The following is a 19997-nucleotide window of genomic DNA, read 5'->3' as shown; positions in this document are numbered from 1 at the left end:
ATCTAGCCGACCGTTTATCGTGATCTTGAGTCATTAAAGGGTTAGGATGAATAATATTCAAGCATAAGGAATGTATGATGCGCTTTGTTTTAGGTTTTGTACCATAAGATAATACTTAAAACCGCAGGTGATTTTGAGTTAAATATAAGCAACTACGCATATGTAGCAATTAAATCATCATTTAATAAACCTTTTTCTTATACCAGTTGCGAAAATAATATGATAGCGAAAATAAACATAAGCATAAATAGCGTTAACTGCTTTAGCGCACCGTAAACTTAATATCGCGCTCACTAGCGCAACACCTAATGATGCTGCTATATCAAGCGGAAAATGAACGCCCATATATACCCTAGCCCAGGCAACTAGCATACTAACCGCGAACAGAACTAGACCCTGCTGCCGTAGCGTGCCGCAAGCTATTAAGCTAAAACTTATGGCACAAGATAGTGACATATGATTGCTGGGAAAGGAATTATTAGCTGCATGATCAAGAAAATGTTGACCGATAGGGATCATAAATGGCCGCGGATGTTGACAAACTATACCGATAAAGATATTAATCTTCATCGCAAATATCATGCTAACCAACGCGTAGAGTACGGATTTTTTTTGTGACTCACCGCACCAAAACCAATTGAATAACAACACTAGTGGAAATAATGCCACCGCGGCACTGGCAAAAAATGTACCAATCCGCAACATTCCGACGCTGATACCAGCGGGCGCATTAATTAGTTTAAATAAATAAACGTTAAGCTGATCCACAGCTGGCATGAAAGTTTTCATGGCCCTAGATCCATAATAAAACATAGAGCAAAGAAATATCGCACATGATTGTACACCGTGTGGTAGGCATCTGACTAGCATACTGCTGTAGTAGCAGTGGTTATAATATATCTTTCTTATTTGAAAGATATATTATGGCTAAGGGCAGAATTGCTATGACGCTGCCACCTATCCTAATAGCAGTCACTATTAGCAGCATCGCCGGCTATTTTCGTATCTGTAGCTCTACCATACAACTTAATCCGTTGTTAGTAACGTAGATCTTGCTGTTTTTCCTTACGAATAAGCTAAGCACCAGCCAACTGCTTTAATTAATATTAAACGTCATAAAGATCGTGGTCTTGTAACACGATCATTAAATGCTAGAATTATATGAGAACCTGCTGCCACTAGCAAATAACTGAAGATGAGTAATAAATAAACTTATTCAGCGGCAACCAGCGCAACTCCCTAAATCAGCAACTCATTAAATATCAACATAAAATATTTAAATTGCTGCTTGCAGCGCAAGGACGCTACAAAACCTAGGATATAACTAGGTAGAGAAAGCGACCAGTTTTAGCAAATGCATCATCGCCCATTTCATCATCAACTGCGCTATTCTGATCAAAACCACATTAAACAATATTTAGTTATAACCTAAAAAAACTGCCGCCCATTAAGTATTGCTACCACCTTCATGATTTAATGACAAGGGGAACGAGACATAGTTATTAGCTAATAATAATTGTCACCAGCACAAATTGAGGCTGCACATAGGGATAATTTATATTTACTATTACTGTACGCCTTCAAAGAGATCGAGTCTGTTTGCACACAAAACCGATTTGTTTTACATAAAATCTTCTTGATGAGCAAATAATATGCAGTAATGAATACCATTTTAGTAGAATGGTTCAGTATGCTATTCACACAAAAATGCAACATAAAGTTTTTGTCCTTGGCAATTTTGTTTATTAACGAATTTTTAAAAGTTAGAAAATAGCTAAAGTTAGGTTACATGTCTTATGGTACCGATAGGTTGTTTCTTTGTGTTGTCCCGCTGATTTTGCTTGCATCGCGCGATTAGGAGGAGAACTAGTTATTTAAGTGCTGAAACGATGGTACTTATTTTATTAAGTTTGCGGTTATCAGGTTATATAGAGCGTCATCCGCGGGATGACGGTTCTTAATCTGATTATATTATAATAACTATTATTCTAACGCTATTAGAATTTGCATAAGTGCATAACTTATCAATGTGATTTCTAGCAAAACCTAATTACACTTATTTAACCTACCAATGTTAAAGTATAATACATTAGTCATTCAGGGGAAAGTGACTATTATAATCATCGTTTTTAGTAAGAATTAGAACCGGGAATACGATGTGCATCTGTGTGCTAATAACAGCGTAAATATAGGTGATATTAAGTTTATTTTCCGTTGATGGAAAATGCTGATCCGGCAGCGCGTTATGTATATAAGTAATAGCTATATTTACTGTCTGCTAAATTTGCTCTATAAGGTGAAAAGGGGTCGCCTAATGAAAAAGAAGGCTTACATATGGATCCGTAAACTACTATAATTTCACCCATGATTATAGTTTTTGCTGCTGTTGCTTACATGCGCAACAGCCTTTGATGACTAATCCATACCCCCAACTTGCTTACGTCACAAGCCATGATAAGGTATCCGTAACTCGTATTTACCCACAACCTAACTTTTTTTTATAAATCCCGAATAACACTTCAAATCAAGCGATGTTATATGGCAGTGATTCTTTATTGATAAATAAAGCTACCTAAGTGATCAACTTACTGTGTCTAACATCTAATTCTTCAACGTCACTGCTGCGCGTAGCGTCAAAATTGAAGATATAAATAACAAGATAGTTGATTAAATATATGGTTCTGTCTTAATACACTTACCATCCTTGCATTATGAATATGATCAACGGTAAAGACATATTTAAACTAGATCTCAAATTGTATGTCTTACCGAAAATTTTTTCTCATTAAGGGAGGTGGTAGATAGTAAATGAATAGCTGCGACTAAGACTATTAATATTTGCTCATTCAGAATTGATGTGCAAAGTAGCAATACTGCGAATTAATAAACAAATTGCTTTGTTCGAAAAACTAGAACACAATTATGATTGATTATCATGCGATTATTTCTGGTGATATGCTCTATAAAGTCAAAGTGTATAATATGATGCAGCAAGGCAATAACGAATAAGAAGTCGCGCTGGTAGAACCAGATACTAAGAGCTAAAATTTCGCAGCTGATTCCTGATTGAAAACGTCTTGCAACATATCTCATAGATAAAAGTGCAAAGTACCTTGATTTTTCATTACTTTATTTGCATCTAAGTATTTTGTGTCAGTTTAACCTTTATTTACTATTGAAGACGGAAAAAGCGTTGTTATGACTTAAGGCATACAGCCTCTACTGCTTTGTATGTTATTTCATAGCATACTAATATCTTATGATGCAAATAACGGCTGTGGAGAGCAAGTTGGAAAAAATTTTTGTAAATGAAGCAGTAGCGGAAATGCATACCATTCAAGATATATTGCGCTGGACGGTCAGTAGGTTTAGCTCAGCACAACTTTATTATGGCCACGGGACCGACAATCCATGGGATGAAGCCCTACAACTAGTGTTATCTGATCTATTTCTGCCACTAAATTTGCCACCGGAAATGTATGGCGCGCGCTTAACTTCTAGCGAGCGCAGCCACGTGGTCGATCTTGTAATTCGCCGAGTACATGAGCGCATTCCAGTGCCGTACCTGATTAATAAGGCTTGGTTTTGTGGATTAGAATTTTATGTTAACAATCGCGTGCTAATTCCGCGTTCTCCGATTAGCGAACTAATTACTGATCATTTTCGTGATCTTCTACCACATCCCCCTACACATATCCTCGATATGTGTACTGGTAGCGGCTGTATTGCCGTTGCTTGCGCTTATGCTTATCCTGAGGCAAAGGTAGACGCGGTGGATATTGACCCTGGCGCATTAGTGGTGGCAAAACGCAATATCCAAGAGCACGGCGTTGAGCATCAGGTTATCCCGATTTGTTCAGATTTATTCTGTGACTTGCCATCACTATCCTATGATGTAATCGTTACCAATCCTCCCTATGTGAATGAAGAAGATATGAACAATCTTCCGGCGGAATTCCATGCCGAACCAAGGCTAGGACTGGTTGCAGGAAGCGATGGCCTCAAGCTTGTACGACGTATTCTAGTCTGCGCGCCCGATTACCTTACTAAGGATGGCGTGCTGATTTGTGAGGTAGGTAATAGCATGGTGCATTTGATAGAACAATATCCACATATTCCGTTCCGCTGGATCGAACTTTACCATGGGGGCGTCGGCATTTTTATGTTGACGCGGCAGCAATTGACTGCTAGCAGAAAGCTTTTTAAACTTGAGCTATGATTAAAACGTCTAAACCGGTCACGGAATCAACATGCAGGTGAGGAGTTATTTTTTTATTTATCAAAATTGGTAAGGAGGCACAATGGCAGGAAACAGTATTGGACAAATTTTTTGTGTTACAACCTTTGGTGAATCTCACGGACCGGCGCTTGGAGCGATCGTCGACGGTATACCACCCGGTATCCCATTGAGAGAAGAAGATCTGCAATACGATCTTAACCGACGCCGTCCAGGCATGTCGCGCTATACCACTCAACGTCGCGAACCGGATCGCGTAAAGATCCTTTCAGGCGTATTTGAAGGCATTACTACTGGTACTAGTCTCGGTCTACTTATCGAAAATACTGATCAGCGCTCACAAGATTACATCTCTATCAAAGATCTCTATCGGCCAGGACACGCCGATTACAGCTATGAAAAAAAGTATGGCAAGCGAGATTATCGCGGGGGAGGCCGTTCATCGGCGAGAGAAACGGCAATGCGCGTCGCCGCAGGAGCTATTGCCAAAAAATATTTAACACAACAATGCGGAGTGCAAGTGCGCGGTTTTCTAGCACAAATGGGCGAGATTCGCTGCGAACTCAAAGATTGGGCTCAGGTAGAACAAAATCCGTTTTTCTGCCCAGATATTGACCGACTAAAGGAACTAGATGCGCTAATGCGTGATCTAAAAAAAGCTGGTGATTCTATTGGTGCCAAAATAACCGTTATTGTGGATAATTTGCCAGCCGGCCTAGGAGAGCCGGTATTCGACCGCCTTGATGCTGATTTGGCCCACGCGCTAATGAGCATTAACGCTGTGAAAGGAGTCGAGATAGGCGATGGCGTCGAAGTGATAAACAAACTAGGCAGCGAAAACCGTGACGAGATCACCCACGAAGGCTTTCAAAGCAATCACGCAGGCGGGATTTTAGGTGGTATTAGCAGTGGCCAGCCAGTGATAGCTCATCTTTCCCTGAAACCCACTTCTAGCATTATGGTGCCAGGTAGGACAGTAAACCGCAAAGGTGAGGATGTACAGATAGTTACCCGCGGTCGGCATGATCCCTGCGTCGGCATTCGCGCAGTGCCTATCGCAGAAGCCATGATAGCGATCGTACTAATGGATCACTTGTTGCGACAGCGAGCGCAATGCGCCGATGTAGTTGCACCAATATCAATATCGTAACTATGCTGCTTCTCACCATATTAATAAGGTAACTAACATTGACGGCATTTGACAAGGAGACCGCACTGACAATATGGCAAAACTTAAAAAGCTTATGAGTGGCACTGTCATATGTAATTACAATGTGCAGATTATGAAGTTGAATAAGAGCAGCTTACTTTAGCTACCTTGATCTGTTATGTTTTATGCAGCGAACAAAAATTACATGCAATATCTAGATCCGGTTGCAGTGTTAAATGATAACATAATGACATGCGGTCGAATGGGAGGCGTCGTAAGATTTTATGTTAGTTTACCGCCCTAGATTTTTATAATGCTACATGTATTTAACATAATGCAACCATTACACAAATGCAAGATACTAAATTTTAGTCTTTAATTTTAATAGCCTCATACGATTATTTCTAATCGTAGAAATAAGGTGAACGATCATTTTAGTGATGCCGTAATATTACACCATTCGCTGAATATACGAGTCTTTTATTACAGACACGTGAAGAACTCTTTATCAACTGACGACGATATGTTATTTAACGACATATTATTTCACTGATAGCTACTACATAGCTAGTGCCTGATATAAAATAGCTAATTAGTGCATTCCACCCCCTAGACGAAGACTATTGAGCAATTTCGCTTACTAGGAGTACCAACAAAAGACCCAATAGGTTAGTGTGGCTTGCATCATGCTTTTAAGCAATAGAAACACAGTATAGTCAAATAAGATGCATATAATCATAACGTTTAAAATGGGAATTATTGAAAAAATCTACAAAATGGTCGTGAATGTTAATCACGACGAACTATTTACCTACAAATGCCTAGTAAATATTTGAAGCTTGGAGCTTACAAAAATCACAGCAGAATAATAAACATATCTTGGAGGAGATGTTACATAACCAGATACTAAGGAAGGCCTAAACCCTAGTAACTTTAGTAAAAATGGCTATCTATGCCGCGAATACAATGTCAGTGAAAATGATGTGGTAAATATTTTATCAGTGCATCGCTAGCTCAACCGGATGGCTACGAACAAAACATTAGCAGTTCACACGTCAACCAATTATTAGTAGTTATCGGACATGCTAATAAAAGACATGTCTAACACCAGAAAATTAAATGCTAATACTAAGCTAGATTTCCGTTATTATGAAAACTAAATGTGGATAATGGATCAAGCATTCTGCTAAGTAGTTTTTATTTGAGAAAATATAGCAAATTTGTGCGAGTGCGTCTTGATTAAAAAAGTAAATGTCACCAATGTTAGAGACATAAATGTAACATGTACGTTCAAAAAAACTCCGGACAGTACAATGTGATACGAGGTTCCCCCAGTAGGTGATGACACGATTTAATCATACGGAGTTAACTTTACTCATTGTGTTAATGTAAGAAGTATACAGACTTGTCTAGCTTACATATGTAAGCTAGAGTGTGTTGATTAGACTTGAATGTTATTACGATAAGGTAGTATAATGAAACGCGCCGTGATTACTGGTCTGGGAATCTTATCAAGTATCGGTAAAGATCAAAAAGAAGTCTTAACATCATTGCAACAAGGACGTTCCGGAATTACCTTTTCCCAAGAATTGAAAGACTCCGGCATGCGTAGCCATGTCTGGGGCAATATTACACTAGATCATACGGGACTGATTGATCGCAAAATAGCTCGATTTATGAGCGATGCTTCTATTTACGCTTTTTTGTCCATGGAACAAGCAATTGCCGATTCCGGGTTAACACCAGACATGGTCTCCAACGTCCGTACCGGACTTATAGTGGGCTCAGGAGGGGGCTCACCCCGTAATCAGGTTGCCGGATCCGACGGCATGCGCGCACGAGGTTTGCGCGGCGTGGGACCATATATGGTTACTAAAGCCATGGCCTCTGGAGTGTCAGCATGCCTAGCAACGCCTTTTAAAATTCGAGGCGTCAGTTATTCCATTAGTTCAGCTTGTTCAACTTCCGCGCATTGTATCGGTAACGCTATGGAAATGATTCAGCTAGGCAAACAGGATGTAGTTTTTGCTGGCGGCGGTGAAGAACTATGTTGGGAAATGGCTTGTGAATTCGATGCTATGGGTGCATTATCAACTAGATATAACGAAATGCCAGAGAAAGCGTCTCGCACTTATGACGTAAATCGTGACGGCTTTGTTATCGCTGGCGGCGGCGGTATCGTAGTCGTGGAAGAACTAGAACATGCCTTAGCCAGAGGTGCTCATATTTATGCCGAAATTGTAGGTTATGGTGCGACCTCAGACGGAGAAGATATGGTGACACCGTCTGGCGAAGGCGCTATACGCTGTATGCGTATGGCACTAAAAAATGTCAAAACAACGATAGATTATCTTAACGTCCATGGCACCTCCACACCGATTGGTGACGTTAAAGAGCTATGGGCAATTCATAAAACTTTCGGCAGCAAACATCCTGCATTCTCCTCCACTAAAGCAATGACAGGTCACTCGCTAGGTGCGGCAGGTGTGCATGAAACAATTTTTGCATTACTAATGCTAGAACATGGTTTTATCGCCCCCAGTATCAATATTGAAGAGCTGGATCCGATAGCGGAAGGGATGAACATAATTACCGCATCGACTCAGCGCTCATTGACAACCGTCATGAGTAACAGCTTTGGTTTTGGAGGCACCAACGCAACACTTGTTATGCAAAAATACCGATAAGCTATGCTCAATACAAGCGAGTACGACGCGGCACTGTCTAGTTGTGCATTAGCATTTAAAATATTTTGCAATACGCAAGCATATAAACATATATGTATGTGACCTAACCACTCTACTTTAGTCGATCTAGGACGGGAAAGTGTATATTTTTATTTTCCTTGTTATTAATTTGTCAGGAATAGGCCATATTCGATACATATCGCACTAAAGTAATATTGTGCACTATTTCCTTGAATAAGACGCTGCGCCGCAGCTCGGCGCAGCGTCTTATTATTTTTTGATTATGACGTTGACCATTACACCGGATATCTTACTTCACGTTTATCCTTAAACTTGTCTGAAAAATAGAATAGCCAGTGTGGTGCAGGTAAGAGTAAATATTCAGTTCTTAACGGTAATAATTCGTAGTTAGGATGACATATTTACCTACTAGTTCAGCGTCAAACGATATGCTATGTGGTAAGATAGCGCGATATACTGAATGTCAGTCAATCGACTTCTATATGGTTTTTAGCGGTACTAGTCAGTGCTTGTTTTATCTAATCATACGGACTGCTATTTATAAGTAACGTAATGTCTAACTTTGTTGAGAGTTAGCTGCTGACTGGTATCTTGATCTAGAAGTTCGGTTTTCTGTAATGCCAATTAACCGGATAGACTAGACTGCTCACAAAGGACACCCATTTATATAGGAGTAAAAGCAAATAAGTCTCGTGCAGCTGTAGATAGAGAGAGGTCAGGCCTAATTGCGATTTAGCGCTACTGCAAGCAAGAATAAAGATGATAATGAAACGCGCTCACTGTAGCAGCTGCGTACTACGGCGCTAGTCGCGATATCGTGCTCAAAATAAGGCGTATGTGCTGAGACATAACTACTGCTAACTAAGTTAGGCGGATGCGGTCAGTTAAACTTCAATAATTTGGTGTTGCCATGATATGTGCTCTGGCATGATGTCACTTATGTTACGTTGCGATGAATAAAGTTGGGTTACTAGAGTTAGGGCACAGCCGAACATCAAAAGTTTCATGCTTATTCTGAATTAAGCAGTAAAATGCTACTACAATATTTTTCACTACCTTATAATGATCGGCCCTGGATAGAATATTTAAGCACCGTTATTTGGGTAATGAATTAGTTAATATCCCGGCTTTCTGCAGCAGCAAGGTGAAATCTTTGTTGGTAGCCTACTGCAAAGACTAGGAATATCTATTTAACCCACTGCACAATTATTTTAAATTAAATGCAGCACTTATTTTGCAGACATAATAAATGTAGCATTAATAATTAACCGTAGTCTGGAATATGGTGGCTCGTTGGAATAAATACAGCCTAAATTTCTGTTGATTTACTGTAAACCAAGGTCAAGACACGTATATTTTCATAACCACAGCATGGTGTGATCAATTATGCTAAAAAAACACTCTTGACCTCAGGCAACGGCAAAGCGTCTAACCCATACAGTGTATCTATACCACAATAACTAGTTTGTATATAGCATAAACGCTTAGAATAGCACAGGTGTTGAATTAGCTTAACTAAAGTGCAAAAATAAGCCGTGAGTGGCTAATATACTAGTAAAGTATCTGCGGTCAATTGAGAGGATTGAACATCATGGTATAGCATGTTACCGAACAAAGAACATACTGCAACATGCCACCTCTAACTTAGTCGTTTTACTTGGCCATAATGACAAAATCAAAAATGATAAATTAAGATTTTGCTGATTCTAGGCAGAGCCTTTTCTCTTTAAATTTTGATAATATTGTAATATCGGGGTCTTATGTGAATATCCTGGTGGATGAAAACATACCTTATGCTGAGGCACTATTTAGTCGCTTAGGCTACGTACAAAAGGCGGAGGGACGCACTATTTCTGCGTCGACAGTGTCTCAAGCCGACGCGCTAATAGTTCGTTCAGTGACCAAAGTAGACGAAATGCTCCTCAAAGGAAGTCGAGTAAAGTTCGTGGGCACAGTTACTACTGGGACCGATCATATAGATAAGGATTGGCTGGAACAAGCAGGGATTGGTTTTTCTGCAGCCCCAGGCTGCAATGCTATTGCGGTGGTAGAGTATGTTCTTTCTGCACTTTTATGGCTGGCACAGAGAGACGGCTTTGCTTTGGGTGACATTACTGTCGGTATTGTCGGCGCTGGTAATGTTGGTGGACTTCTGCAACGAAGGCTAAACGTACTTGGCGTACGTACCATGCTGTGCGATCCGCCACTAGAGGAAAAGGGGGCACCAGGCGACTGGAAGTCTCTGAAAAATTTAGTAGATCAAGCAGATGTCCTGACTTTTCATACGCCTTTAACCCGCCATGGCCGACATGCTACATGGCATCTAGTAGATGAGGCTCTACTGACGGCGCTACCAGCAGGCCGTATTATCATTAATACTTGTCGCGGCGCGGTTATTAATAATACTGCTTTGCTGCGAACCATAGAGAAAGGTCAACCACTCAGTGTAGTGCTGGACGTTTGGGAATCAGAGCCGGTATTGTCATTACCTTTACTGGCCCGCATTGATATTGGTACCGCACATATCGCCGGCTATTCTATGGAAGGCAAAGCCCGCTGCATAATGCGAGTCTTTGATGCCTACTGTGCTTTTATATGCAGCGAAGTGCGCGAGAGCCTGGCGTCGTTGCTGCCGCCACCTGCAGTGGAGCTTATTCGTCTGCGAGGTGTCATTAACGAAGATGTAATATGCTTGTTGGCACATCTGGTCTATGATGTGCGACGTGATGATATGCGGCTACGTCGTGTAGCCGGGTTGCCTGGTGAGTTTGATCGTTTGCGTAAAAATTATTATCAACGTCGAGAGTGGTCTTCACTCTGTGTAAAAACCGACGAAGCCAGCGGCGCGGATACCCTGAGGCAACTAGGATTTCAATCCCATTCGTTCCGTGACTAAAAACGTAGAACGGCATGTCAAGTTTCCTAACTGATGACTTAAAAGATAGAGTAATACCGATAGTAACCTCTTTATCGTTTGTTTGTAATGTTTCTAGCCGCGACTAGTTGCTGTTCTTCTGCACATGCGGTTGAAATATTGTCTCTCTAATGAGCAAATAAGAGCATTAAGTACAACATTTATAGACATTATCTAAGAACTCCATTCCCGCTCAGGAAATTTTTGTCTAATAAGAAAGCAAAAAGAGAAACAGTGCACGTCAAGAGTAAACACCTGCATAAGGTCAGGCAAGATGCGCAATATGACTAATCACAAGCAGAATTGACGTTCTTTTGCACTTTACGCAAAAGCCTAGGCTCTTGTACGCTCACTAACCACAGTCGCTCACCAACTTGGTTGTTTTTAGTTATCAGAGGTTAAAAGCCCCCTATTTGCTCCGGATACGGACGTACCACTTAGGGGTTACGGAGGTCAATAACGATATGCTAACTGATTACCGAGACCATAATATTTTGACAGTGAAATACGCGCTGACCAGTTAATTACTATTGACGGAAGAATGCTTAATGATTTAGTGGGTCTGAATTATCTGCATGTTAGACAACATTCTATCCGCATCCGTCTATGGTAAATCGCCTATTAACGATTTAGAGAGGGAGGTAAAAACAATCAATTGAATAGATTAGACGCTGAACCAAACTTATTGCGTGTGAGTTGTCATTCAGACTACTTATTGGTACTAACAGTAAATACAGTGCCTGTGAGCATCGTCTAGTAGAAAATTGCAAAATTCTTAGCAATGAAATTACCTACTTTAATTAGTAGTCTGCTATAATTAATATTATACTGGCACACATCAATATTGCTTCTAAAAACTTAGCACTGCTAGCCGCTAAGGAAGACCTCGAGGAGCGTTAGCCTCCAGACAAAAAGGTAACCTTCTTTTAGTTTAGTTAGACAAATACAAAACCGGTAGCTAATACTTTAAAAAAGTTACAATGAGTATTTAGTTTTCTGCGTAATAACTACGGCACGTTTTATTTACTTTTATTTTTATAAATGGTAAATATTATTAGCTTTAGCGGTGTACTTATGAAGATACTCACTTTAGAAACATTTATGAATAAGAAGATAACGACTGGTGATAGCGTAATTAGCGTTACTACTCCGGGTGAATAAGGCAATAATCCCTTCAGCATTCAGTGATTACATGATAAAATTAGCGCTAGGGATTGAATATGACGGCAGCGCGTATTACGGTTGGCAACGCCAAAAAGAAAAGTCTAGCGTACAGGAACACCTTGAACGAGCGTTGTCGACTGTCGCTAACGAACCTATCGCTGTACATTGTGCCGGTCGAACCGATGCCGGCGTGCATGCTACAGGACAGGTGGTCCATTTCGACACCCAGGCCCATCGTTCGGACGATGCTTGGACGTTAGGCGTTAACTCCAATTTACCTTCCGATATCGCAGTGCGCTGGGTGTCATCAGTTGCGAAAGATTTTCATGCGCGTTTCAGTGCTATAGCACGGAGCTACCGCTACATTATTTATAATAATAACCTACGTCCCGCGCTACTAGGTCGCGGACTAACACATTATTACCACTGGCTTGACGTGCCATCAATGGCGCGCGCAAGCCAGTATTTGCTAGGGACAAATGATTTTTCCTCTTTTCGAGCTCGACAATGTCAGTCGCGCAGTCCTTGGAGGAATGTGCACCATTTGCAAGTCATACGGCTTGGGCAATATGTGGTAATAGACATCAAAGCGAATGCTTTTCTTTATCATATGGTTCGCAATATTGTAGGAAGTTTATTAGAAGTAGGATGCGGAAACCGACCGGAAAGCTGGATTGCTGAATTGCTTGCGTACCGCAATAGAACGCAGGCTGGCGTTACTATTCAGGCAGCAGGGCTTTATCTAGTTGCGGTGGAGTATTCATCAAGGTTTGCCCTGCCAGTGCTGCCACTGGGACCGTTATTTCTATCAGAGTGCCGACTAATGTCCATGGCGTTACATAAATAAGATAACTAAATAAAGTTATATAACTATATCATCAACGTTATTCTAAATAGTGCTAAGCGTCTATCTTTGATAGGCTCTTAGCACTGCGCTTATATGCGGATTTTTTTGCTTTTATTCTACTTTGCATAATAAAAGTAGGGTGGTAACACCATTACTGTTTTTTAAGGAAAGATTAAATGCTGTTTGTGCAGGATAAAAAACGGTTTTTTGTAATGTTACTTTTATTTTAATAGTGTTAACACAAACCAGCTGACCCCATATATAACAGTAATAAATTAAAACTATACTATCCTTTTTGTGGCCTATATCGTGCCAACTTTTACACCGTTTGTGACTAGCTAACGGGAAATACATAACACGCATTATTACTGTTTCGTGCTATTTAATTTCGCAGGAGGTCTCTGTTATTGAGAATTACTGCTTAGTAATGCCAACTGGTGTAGTACAAAATATAAAGTAACTTTTAATCGTAGTAATTATAAGCTATAGGTGATGCTGCACTTACTGCAAGTTTTACGCCAAATGATAAATTTCATCACAATAATAAAAATGAGTAATTTACCGATGCGTCCTCGTCTAAAATGAACACAGTATAGAGTTTATGTGCAAAGTTGCTGCCTATTATGATTTAATAGGCAATCATTTGGCGTCCTAATGAAAAACATAAGCAATGCGCTCTCTTCACTAAAGTGAAAAAATCAAGTAAATATAGAGGACTTTGCGGATGTCGGGTTTAACCAGAAAGGTTCTCAATGAGCTGGATTGAACGAATTCTCAATAAGAACACCATTTCCCCAGAGCGCAGGGCTAATATTCCCGAGGGCGTATGGACTAAGTGTGATAGCTGTGGCCAAGTGCTATACCGAGTAGAGCTAGAGCGCAATCTGCATGTTTGCCCCAAATGTGATCACCACATGCGCATAACCGCGCGGGAGCGCCTGCAAACTTTCCTAGATAAAGGAAGTGAATCTGAACTCGGTAGCGAGCTCGAACCAAAAGATATCTTGAAATTTAGAGACTCTAAAAAGTATAAGGATCGCCTAGCAGCGGCCCAAAAAGCGACTAACGAAAAAGATGCACTAGTAGTAATGAAAGGTACACTGTACGGCATGCTAGTAGTGGCCACCTCTTTTGAATTTGCTTTTATAGGCGGGTCTATGTCATCAGTGGTCGGTGCGCGCTTTGTGCGCGCGGTCGAGCAGTCAATGACGGATAACTGTCCCTTGGTATGCTTTTCCGCTAGCGGCGGCGCCCGCATGCAGGAAGCGCTAATGTCTCTTATGCAGATGGCTAAAACTAGCGCAGCGCTGGCCCGACTGCGCGAACACCGCTTGCCTTATATTTCAGTACTCACCAATCCCACCATGGGTGGTGTGTCGGCCAGTCTAGCTATGCTGGGGGATTTGAATATCGCCGAGCCGAAAGCGCTGATTGGCTTTGCAGGCCCTCGCGTAATTGAACAAACGGTACGTGAAAAACTACCGTCCTGCTTTCAGCGCAGTGAATTTTTGCTGGAAAAGGGCGCGATCGATCTTATAATACGACGTCCGGAAATGCGTTTGCGTCTTGCTAAACTCCTAGCAAAACTGACCAACCAGCAGCCGCAAACGCTAGAGCAGGATCAATTGCTGCACGAACTGCGTCCTGATGCGGTTACGCATATTGATCAAGAGCACAAGCATAAATGAAGGACGTAAAACCTGCCAAACCGATACCTGCCTGGCGGTTTAGACTTATTGATAACTATAAACATAATATAATAAATAAATGTATAAAAATCTGCTTATCCCTAAAGCAACATCACCACTAGTCGAGTGGATGTATTATCTTGAACATCTGAATACTAACCCTATAAATTTAGGCCTAGAGCAAATACGACGCGTGGCTAATAGCTTAAATCTATTGCGTCCCGCTCCTTATATTATTATCGTTGGTGGCACTAACGGCAAAGGTACTACCTGCCGGTTGCTAGAAACCATCTTACTAGTCAGCGGGATCAGAGTAGGAGTCTATAGTTCGCCTCATTTTTTGCGCTATACCGAACGGGTGCGTATCCAGGGAGAAGAATTACCGGAAAAAGATCATAGCGAAGCTATGGCGGTTATTGAAGCCAATCGTGGCAAAACATCCCTTAGTTATTTTGAGTTCAGCACGCTCGCGGCACTGAAACTTTTCCGACAAGCGGAGCTAGATGTAGTGATCCTAGAGGTCGGACTGGGGGGGCGGTTGGACGCCACCAATATAGTTGACGCAGACGTCTCCGTGATTACCTCTATCGCCATAGATCACACTGATTATCTGGGACCAGATCGCGCCAGTATCGCGCGAGAAAAAGCCGGTATCTTTCGATTTGGTATGCCCGCGATTGTGGGTGAACCCGATCGTTCAGCAACGCTAGAAGAAGCAGCAGACAACATGGGGGCCGACTTGTATGCATGCAATCGCAATTGGTGGTGGCAGAACGAAGGACAGCACTGGCACTGGTGGGATAACTTGCATGAACTCACAGCACTGCCGTTACCTGCTATTCCTTTGGACAATGCCGGGACTGCTCTGGCAGTGATCAGCCGCCTGCCTTTCGCGATCCCAAACGCGTCGGTAATCCATGGGTTGCGCTTCGCCGAACTGCCGGGACGTTTTCAATGTATAAGCCAAGCGCCGATAACAATACTGGACGTGGCTCATAATCCCCACGCCGCAAGCTATCTCGCGCGTCGTATGGGTACGATACCTAACATCAGTAAGGTAAGGGCTGTAGTTGGAATGTTAGTGGATAAAGATATTGCTGGTACGCTAGCTTGTTTGCGAGAGCAAGTAGATGTCTGGTATTGCGCATCCCTCTACGGGCCACGAGCCGCTAGCTCCGCGCAGCTAGCCGAACATCTAGATAGTGACGACGTACACCAGTTTCAAGATGTACTAAGCGCCTGGAATCAGGCAATAGTGGATGCCAAACCCGAAGATTGCGTTCTGGTATTCGGATCATTCCAAACTGTGGCACCGATCATGGCTATCGCTAACAAAGAGAAGTATTATGGCAACTAAATGTAATAATCGCCTAGTGGGAACCACTGTTCTCATCACATTCAGCATTATTATTTTGCCCATTATGTTAAACGGTAAAAAGAAATATTATCAGGAAGAGGTTGCAGCTATTCCACTGGTATCAAAGACCGGTAATGCGCTTAAGGAGCAGATGTGGGTAGTGCAGTTAGGCGCGCTAAAAAATGCCGATAAGGTATCGAAAATTGTCTCTAAGCTTCGTCTGTTGGGATATCAGGTTTATACCTTGCCGACTGATCCGATACAAGGTCAAATCACGCGGATTTTTGTAGGGCCATATGCATCCAAGCAAAAACTGCAATCTGTCCTTAGCGAATTAAATCAGTTAAGCGCCCTTAACGGCCAATTGAGGCCCCTATAAGCACGCATACTTCTTAATTTTATTGTGTTAGTTTTTTAGTTGTAAAGAAGTACTACATAATGCGTTGTGAGGCGGTGTTACAATGCGATTTCGGCTTATTTTGTTACAGCGCGATTCATGCCCTGTATTTTATTAACGCCGTTACTTAAAATTAGTAAATCAATCTCCTGCGCAACTTTTTTATTTGTTACTAAAAATGATCTGGGTAGATTACGTTATAATCAGCATTATTGTTTTTTCGTCTATCATCAGCTTGATTCGCGGGTTTGTATGCGATGCACTATCTTTAGTAACTTGGGTTTGTGCATTTTTTGTGGCACGGCATTACTACAATAATATTGCAATATATTTTACTAATTTTGAAGAGCAGATAGTGCGTAACAGTATAGCAATTGCCATGTTGTTCGTTTCAATACTGATAGTTGGGGCAATTGTTAATTACGCAATTACTTCACTAGTAAAACTAACTGGCTTATCTAGCATCGACCGAGTGTTGGGCATCTGTTTCGGTGCTATGAAAGGTATTTTGATTGTGTCGGCTGTGCTGTTCACTCTCGACACCTTCACTGACTTCTCCCACTGCCAGGACTGGCAAGAATCTAGGATGATTCCACAATTTAGTGGTATTATTAAATTAATTTTTAATTATCTTCGAAACAAATCAAGTTTCTTATAAAAATAAGAATCACCCTAGTAATGTTAATTAATAAACAAAAAAACATGTGCGGTATCTACAAGAATTATAAGTATTATACCGGCAAATCAAGTTTAACTGATGATAAATTAACGGTCCTGACGGACACCAATAGAATTGGATGTGTTAGGTATCAATATCATTAATATGATTAGTTGCTTTTGCCTGCGTAAAACCAATAGATAAGCTAAATAATATTAGCAAGTCCTACATGTATAACAAAAGTTTTCTAAGAAAACATTCTGGCTAAAGACCAACTAAGTCAAGAAATATCCGAGTGTCCCACCCCCAGCATCTCAACGCGCCTAATAAGCCCGCGCCCTGCTTGTTCTCTACATAACCTCTATATTAGAAACATAATTCTCATGCATAACGGTAACCTGACTAACCACTACTACATATTACTAAAAAGGCTGGTTAAAAATAGGTAATAACATGTTAATACTATCTCCTAAAAGAAAATCCTGTTAAACTACTTTGCAATCGATATAGCTCAATTCCCGAGATTATCCGCGATAGGCATATAACATTATCAAGAAACTGGTAATGCAACTTATCAGTAAATTAGATGCTCCTAGAGACCTGCTGGGGTAGCCCATTATAATCGGCTGCGTTTTATTTGCTGTGCAAGATTTTAACGTGGATTTACCATTTGATTATTAATAAAGGTACTTATGCAAGGTATAGATAAAATAAACACTTAAGAAAACGCAATATCTAATATTCTTATGCTGGAATTAAATTTACTATGCGACCTCACGATGAGCAAGGAGATTTGCATAAATAGAAAAACGGCTGTCATCCAACTTGCACTAAACATTCTTGATATTATCAATATCTATTTGACTATATTTATTTTAGACTATATTTCTTGAGCCCCAATATACTTTTTCATCGATAAAATTTTAGTTTTTAACGCCCGCTAATGCATGGATTAGATACTAAGTAAAAAAATCACAGGACGGCAGGGCCTTAATCATCTATACAACTCCTGTGATAGCACTTTGGAACTAGTTCAAAAGAATGAACAAATATTATTCATAAATTTTATAAAAATTACTAGACTAGCTGTGGTTTTACTATATGCATCATGTCATTGCGGCAACTTGTTGAATTATTGAGCTAGGCAGGACCACATCATATTTACATGCTGTCTGTTATACTGACACAATCTGATTTTATCGTGAATTTAACGACATCTATATGATCCGCGCGACTGAGCTCATGACTAAGATGGGTTTTAATCTCCGCTCGCTTTTCAACACCGATGCGCTTCCGTTTTAGTATTTAGTCGATCAAAAACTGCAGGTATCAGAAGATAATTTCGAATTATAATCATTTTATATTTCGGGACTCAAAGTTATTTATGCCGAGTACGCTATTGATAATCGTTTGTCTATATTAGCTGTAATAGCTACGAAAAGACACGCTAAAAGCGCTATGCGCTGATATCAAAATCAACATTTAGTATAAAATACATAAAAAAGTTGATCTGTACTGCGCAAATGCAGTATATAATGCAATTGTGCTTGCGCTTTATGGCAACGTGATATCAGTAACGTACTGATCAGAGTATCGGTTTTTTAGTATCTTTACTTACTCACGTGGAGTGGATATATGAAACGCCTGATTATCGGTATCAGCGGCGCTAGCGGCGCCGTGTATGGCGTCCGTATGCTACAGGTATTGAGCACGTTACCAGGTATTGAGACTCATCTAGTGATGAGCTCGGCAGCAAAGCAAACCCTAGCGATAGAGACAACTTATAGCCAGCAAGAAGTGCAAGAACTAGCGGATGTGGTGCATAATCCCTGCGATATTACTGCCTGCATTAGCTCAGGTTCATTTCAAACCTTCGGGATGATTATATTGCCGTGTTCTATAAAAACCTTATCAGGTATAGTTAATAGCTATAATGAAGGGCTACTGACACGCGCAGCAGATGTGACACTAAAAGAACATCGTCGTTTGGTGCTCGGGGTGCGTGAAACGCCACTGCATCTAGGACATTTACGCTTAATGATTCTAGCGACAGATCTCGGTGCAGTTATTATGCCTCCAATACCTGCTTTCTATCACCGACCTACACAAATTAGCGATATTATTGATCAAACAGTCAATAGGGTGTTGGATCAATTCGACCTGATGCTACCGCAGGATCTATTTAAACGTTGGCAGGATGGCTAACGCTTGTAATTAGCAATACACTCTAATTAACAAGTATTCACGTAATAATGGTACGTGCATATTCACGCACTTAAATGCAATAAATATTATTAGTCAATATAGTAAAATACTATCTATGTATGTACTTTAAAGAAAGTTATTCGTCTAAACTACTACCGGTTTACGATAAAGTATCGTTGTCATTATAGTACACTTCTATAGCAATGAGCACTAACCGTGGTGATAGCCAATGCATTGCATGAAACTTGCAATCGTTTTAACAAACGGTCGTTTTATTTGCAGAAAAAATATTTCCCAGTTTTTATAAAAATTGTCAGAATTTATTTTTAATAAGGGTCTTTAATTGCACCGGACGGCATTTTTAGCGACAATATCCTAAAACATTGAGATTATCAATGACCGAAGTTATTTCGCTTTTAAAGCAAATAATAATAGTAGTAACCTATTATTTGATATCAATTTAGCAACATAGATGTGAAAAAGTACTAAGACTCAATGTACCATTCGTTGCAAGCAACATTGAACAGCTAATTCCTTCGCTGAAGCGAAAAATCGCCTAGATTAATTTATTTTATCGATGTCAGCATGCGGCAGGGTTAAACTAAGGCAATCTAAGCAGATACGATGTTGATCGTACAAAACATTAGATGTAATTACTTATTAAAACCATGT

General features: G+C 40.6%; 12 protein-coding genes. 11 read left to right on the top strand and 1 reads right to left on the bottom strand.

The genetic code is table 11. The annotated features are described in order from the left end of the window. Positions 1–177: 177 nt before the first annotated feature. Positions 178–789, bottom strand: coding sequence for an undecaprenyl-diphosphatase (locus HBA_RS02170; protein ID WP_157774252.1), 612 nt, complete (start codon positions 787–789; stop codon positions 178–180). Positions 790–923: 134 nt separating this feature from the next. Here HBA_RS02170 and HBA_RS03615 point away from each other — a divergent pair, with 134 nt between their 5' ends. The 11 genes from HBA_RS03615 (at position 924) to HBA_RS02120 (ending at position 19325) form a co-directional block, all read left to right on the top strand. Next, entirely contained in the window at positions 924–1049 is a 126-nt protein-coding gene (locus HBA_RS03615) for a hypothetical protein (RefSeq protein WP_457920919.1), read from the top strand. Positions 1050–3289: 2240 nt separating this feature from the next. Beyond that, the gene (gene prmB / locus HBA_RS02165) at positions 3290–4219 is read left to right on the top strand and encodes a 50S ribosomal protein L3 N(5)-glutamine methyltransferase (RefSeq protein ID WP_097032622.1); all 930 of its coding nucleotides are present in this window, start codon (positions 3290–3292) and stop codon (positions 4217–4219) included. An 82-nt stretch (positions 4220–4301) separates the two neighbouring features. After that, positions 4302–5387 (top strand): chorismate synthase, encoded by a 1086-nt coding sequence (gene aroC, locus HBA_RS02160; protein WP_097032393.1) that lies wholly within the window; start codon positions 4302–4304, stop codon positions 5385–5387. 1475 nt (positions 5388–6862) lie between these two features. Continuing rightward, a complete protein-coding gene (gene fabB / locus HBA_RS02155) occupies positions 6863–8074 on the top strand; it encodes a beta-ketoacyl-ACP synthase I (RefSeq protein ID WP_097032392.1) in 1212 nt (403 codons plus the stop codon). A 1783-nt stretch (positions 8075–9857) separates the two neighbouring features. Then, positions 9858–10991: a DUF3410 domain-containing protein gene (locus tag HBA_RS02150; protein ID WP_097032391.1), complete on the top strand. Its 1134-nt coding sequence runs from the start codon at positions 9858–9860 to the stop codon at positions 10989–10991. Between the two features lie 1210 nt (positions 10992–12201). Beyond that, positions 12202–13020: a tRNA pseudouridine(38-40) synthase TruA gene (truA, locus tag HBA_RS02145; protein ID WP_097032390.1), complete on the top strand. Its 819-nt coding sequence runs from the start codon at positions 12202–12204 to the stop codon at positions 13018–13020. Positions 13021–13772: 752 nt separating this feature from the next. Then, positions 13773–14708 carry an acetyl-CoA carboxylase, carboxyltransferase subunit beta gene (accD, locus tag HBA_RS02140; RefSeq protein WP_097032389.1) on the top strand — a complete coding sequence of 312 codons (936 nt, stop codon included), beginning with the start codon at positions 13773–13775 and terminating at the stop codon, positions 14706–14708. A gap of 79 nt (positions 14709–14787) precedes the next feature. Further along, the gene (gene folC, locus HBA_RS02135) at positions 14788–16065 is read left to right on the top strand and encodes a bifunctional tetrahydrofolate synthase/dihydrofolate synthase (RefSeq protein ID WP_097032388.1); all 1278 of its coding nucleotides are present in this window, start codon (positions 14788–14790) and stop codon (positions 16063–16065) included. After that, entirely contained in the window at positions 16055–16444 is a 390-nt protein-coding gene (locus HBA_RS02130; RefSeq protein ID WP_097032387.1) for an SPOR domain-containing protein, read from the top strand. The genes folC and HBA_RS02130 overlap by 11 nt, the downstream gene beginning before the upstream one ends. A gap of 196 nt (positions 16445–16640) precedes the next feature. Then, positions 16641–17120 (top strand): CvpA family protein, encoded by a 480-nt coding sequence (locus HBA_RS02125; protein WP_097032386.1) that lies wholly within the window; start codon positions 16641–16643, stop codon positions 17118–17120. A 1635-nt stretch (positions 17121–18755) separates the two neighbouring features. Beyond that, complete coding sequence (locus HBA_RS02120; protein WP_097032385.1) at positions 18756–19325, top strand: UbiX family flavin prenyltransferase; 570 nt, start codon at positions 18756–18758, stop codon at positions 19323–19325. Positions 19326–19997: the final 672 nt, after the last annotated feature.

The organism is Sodalis endosymbiont of Henestaris halophilus, from assembly GCF_900161835.1.
In the GTDB taxonomy this organism is placed as follows: Bacteria; Pseudomonadota; Gammaproteobacteria; order Enterobacterales; family Enterobacteriaceae.
The sequence above is the reverse complement of the archived record's forward strand: the minus strand, read 5'-3'. Positions and strand labels throughout refer to the sequence as shown.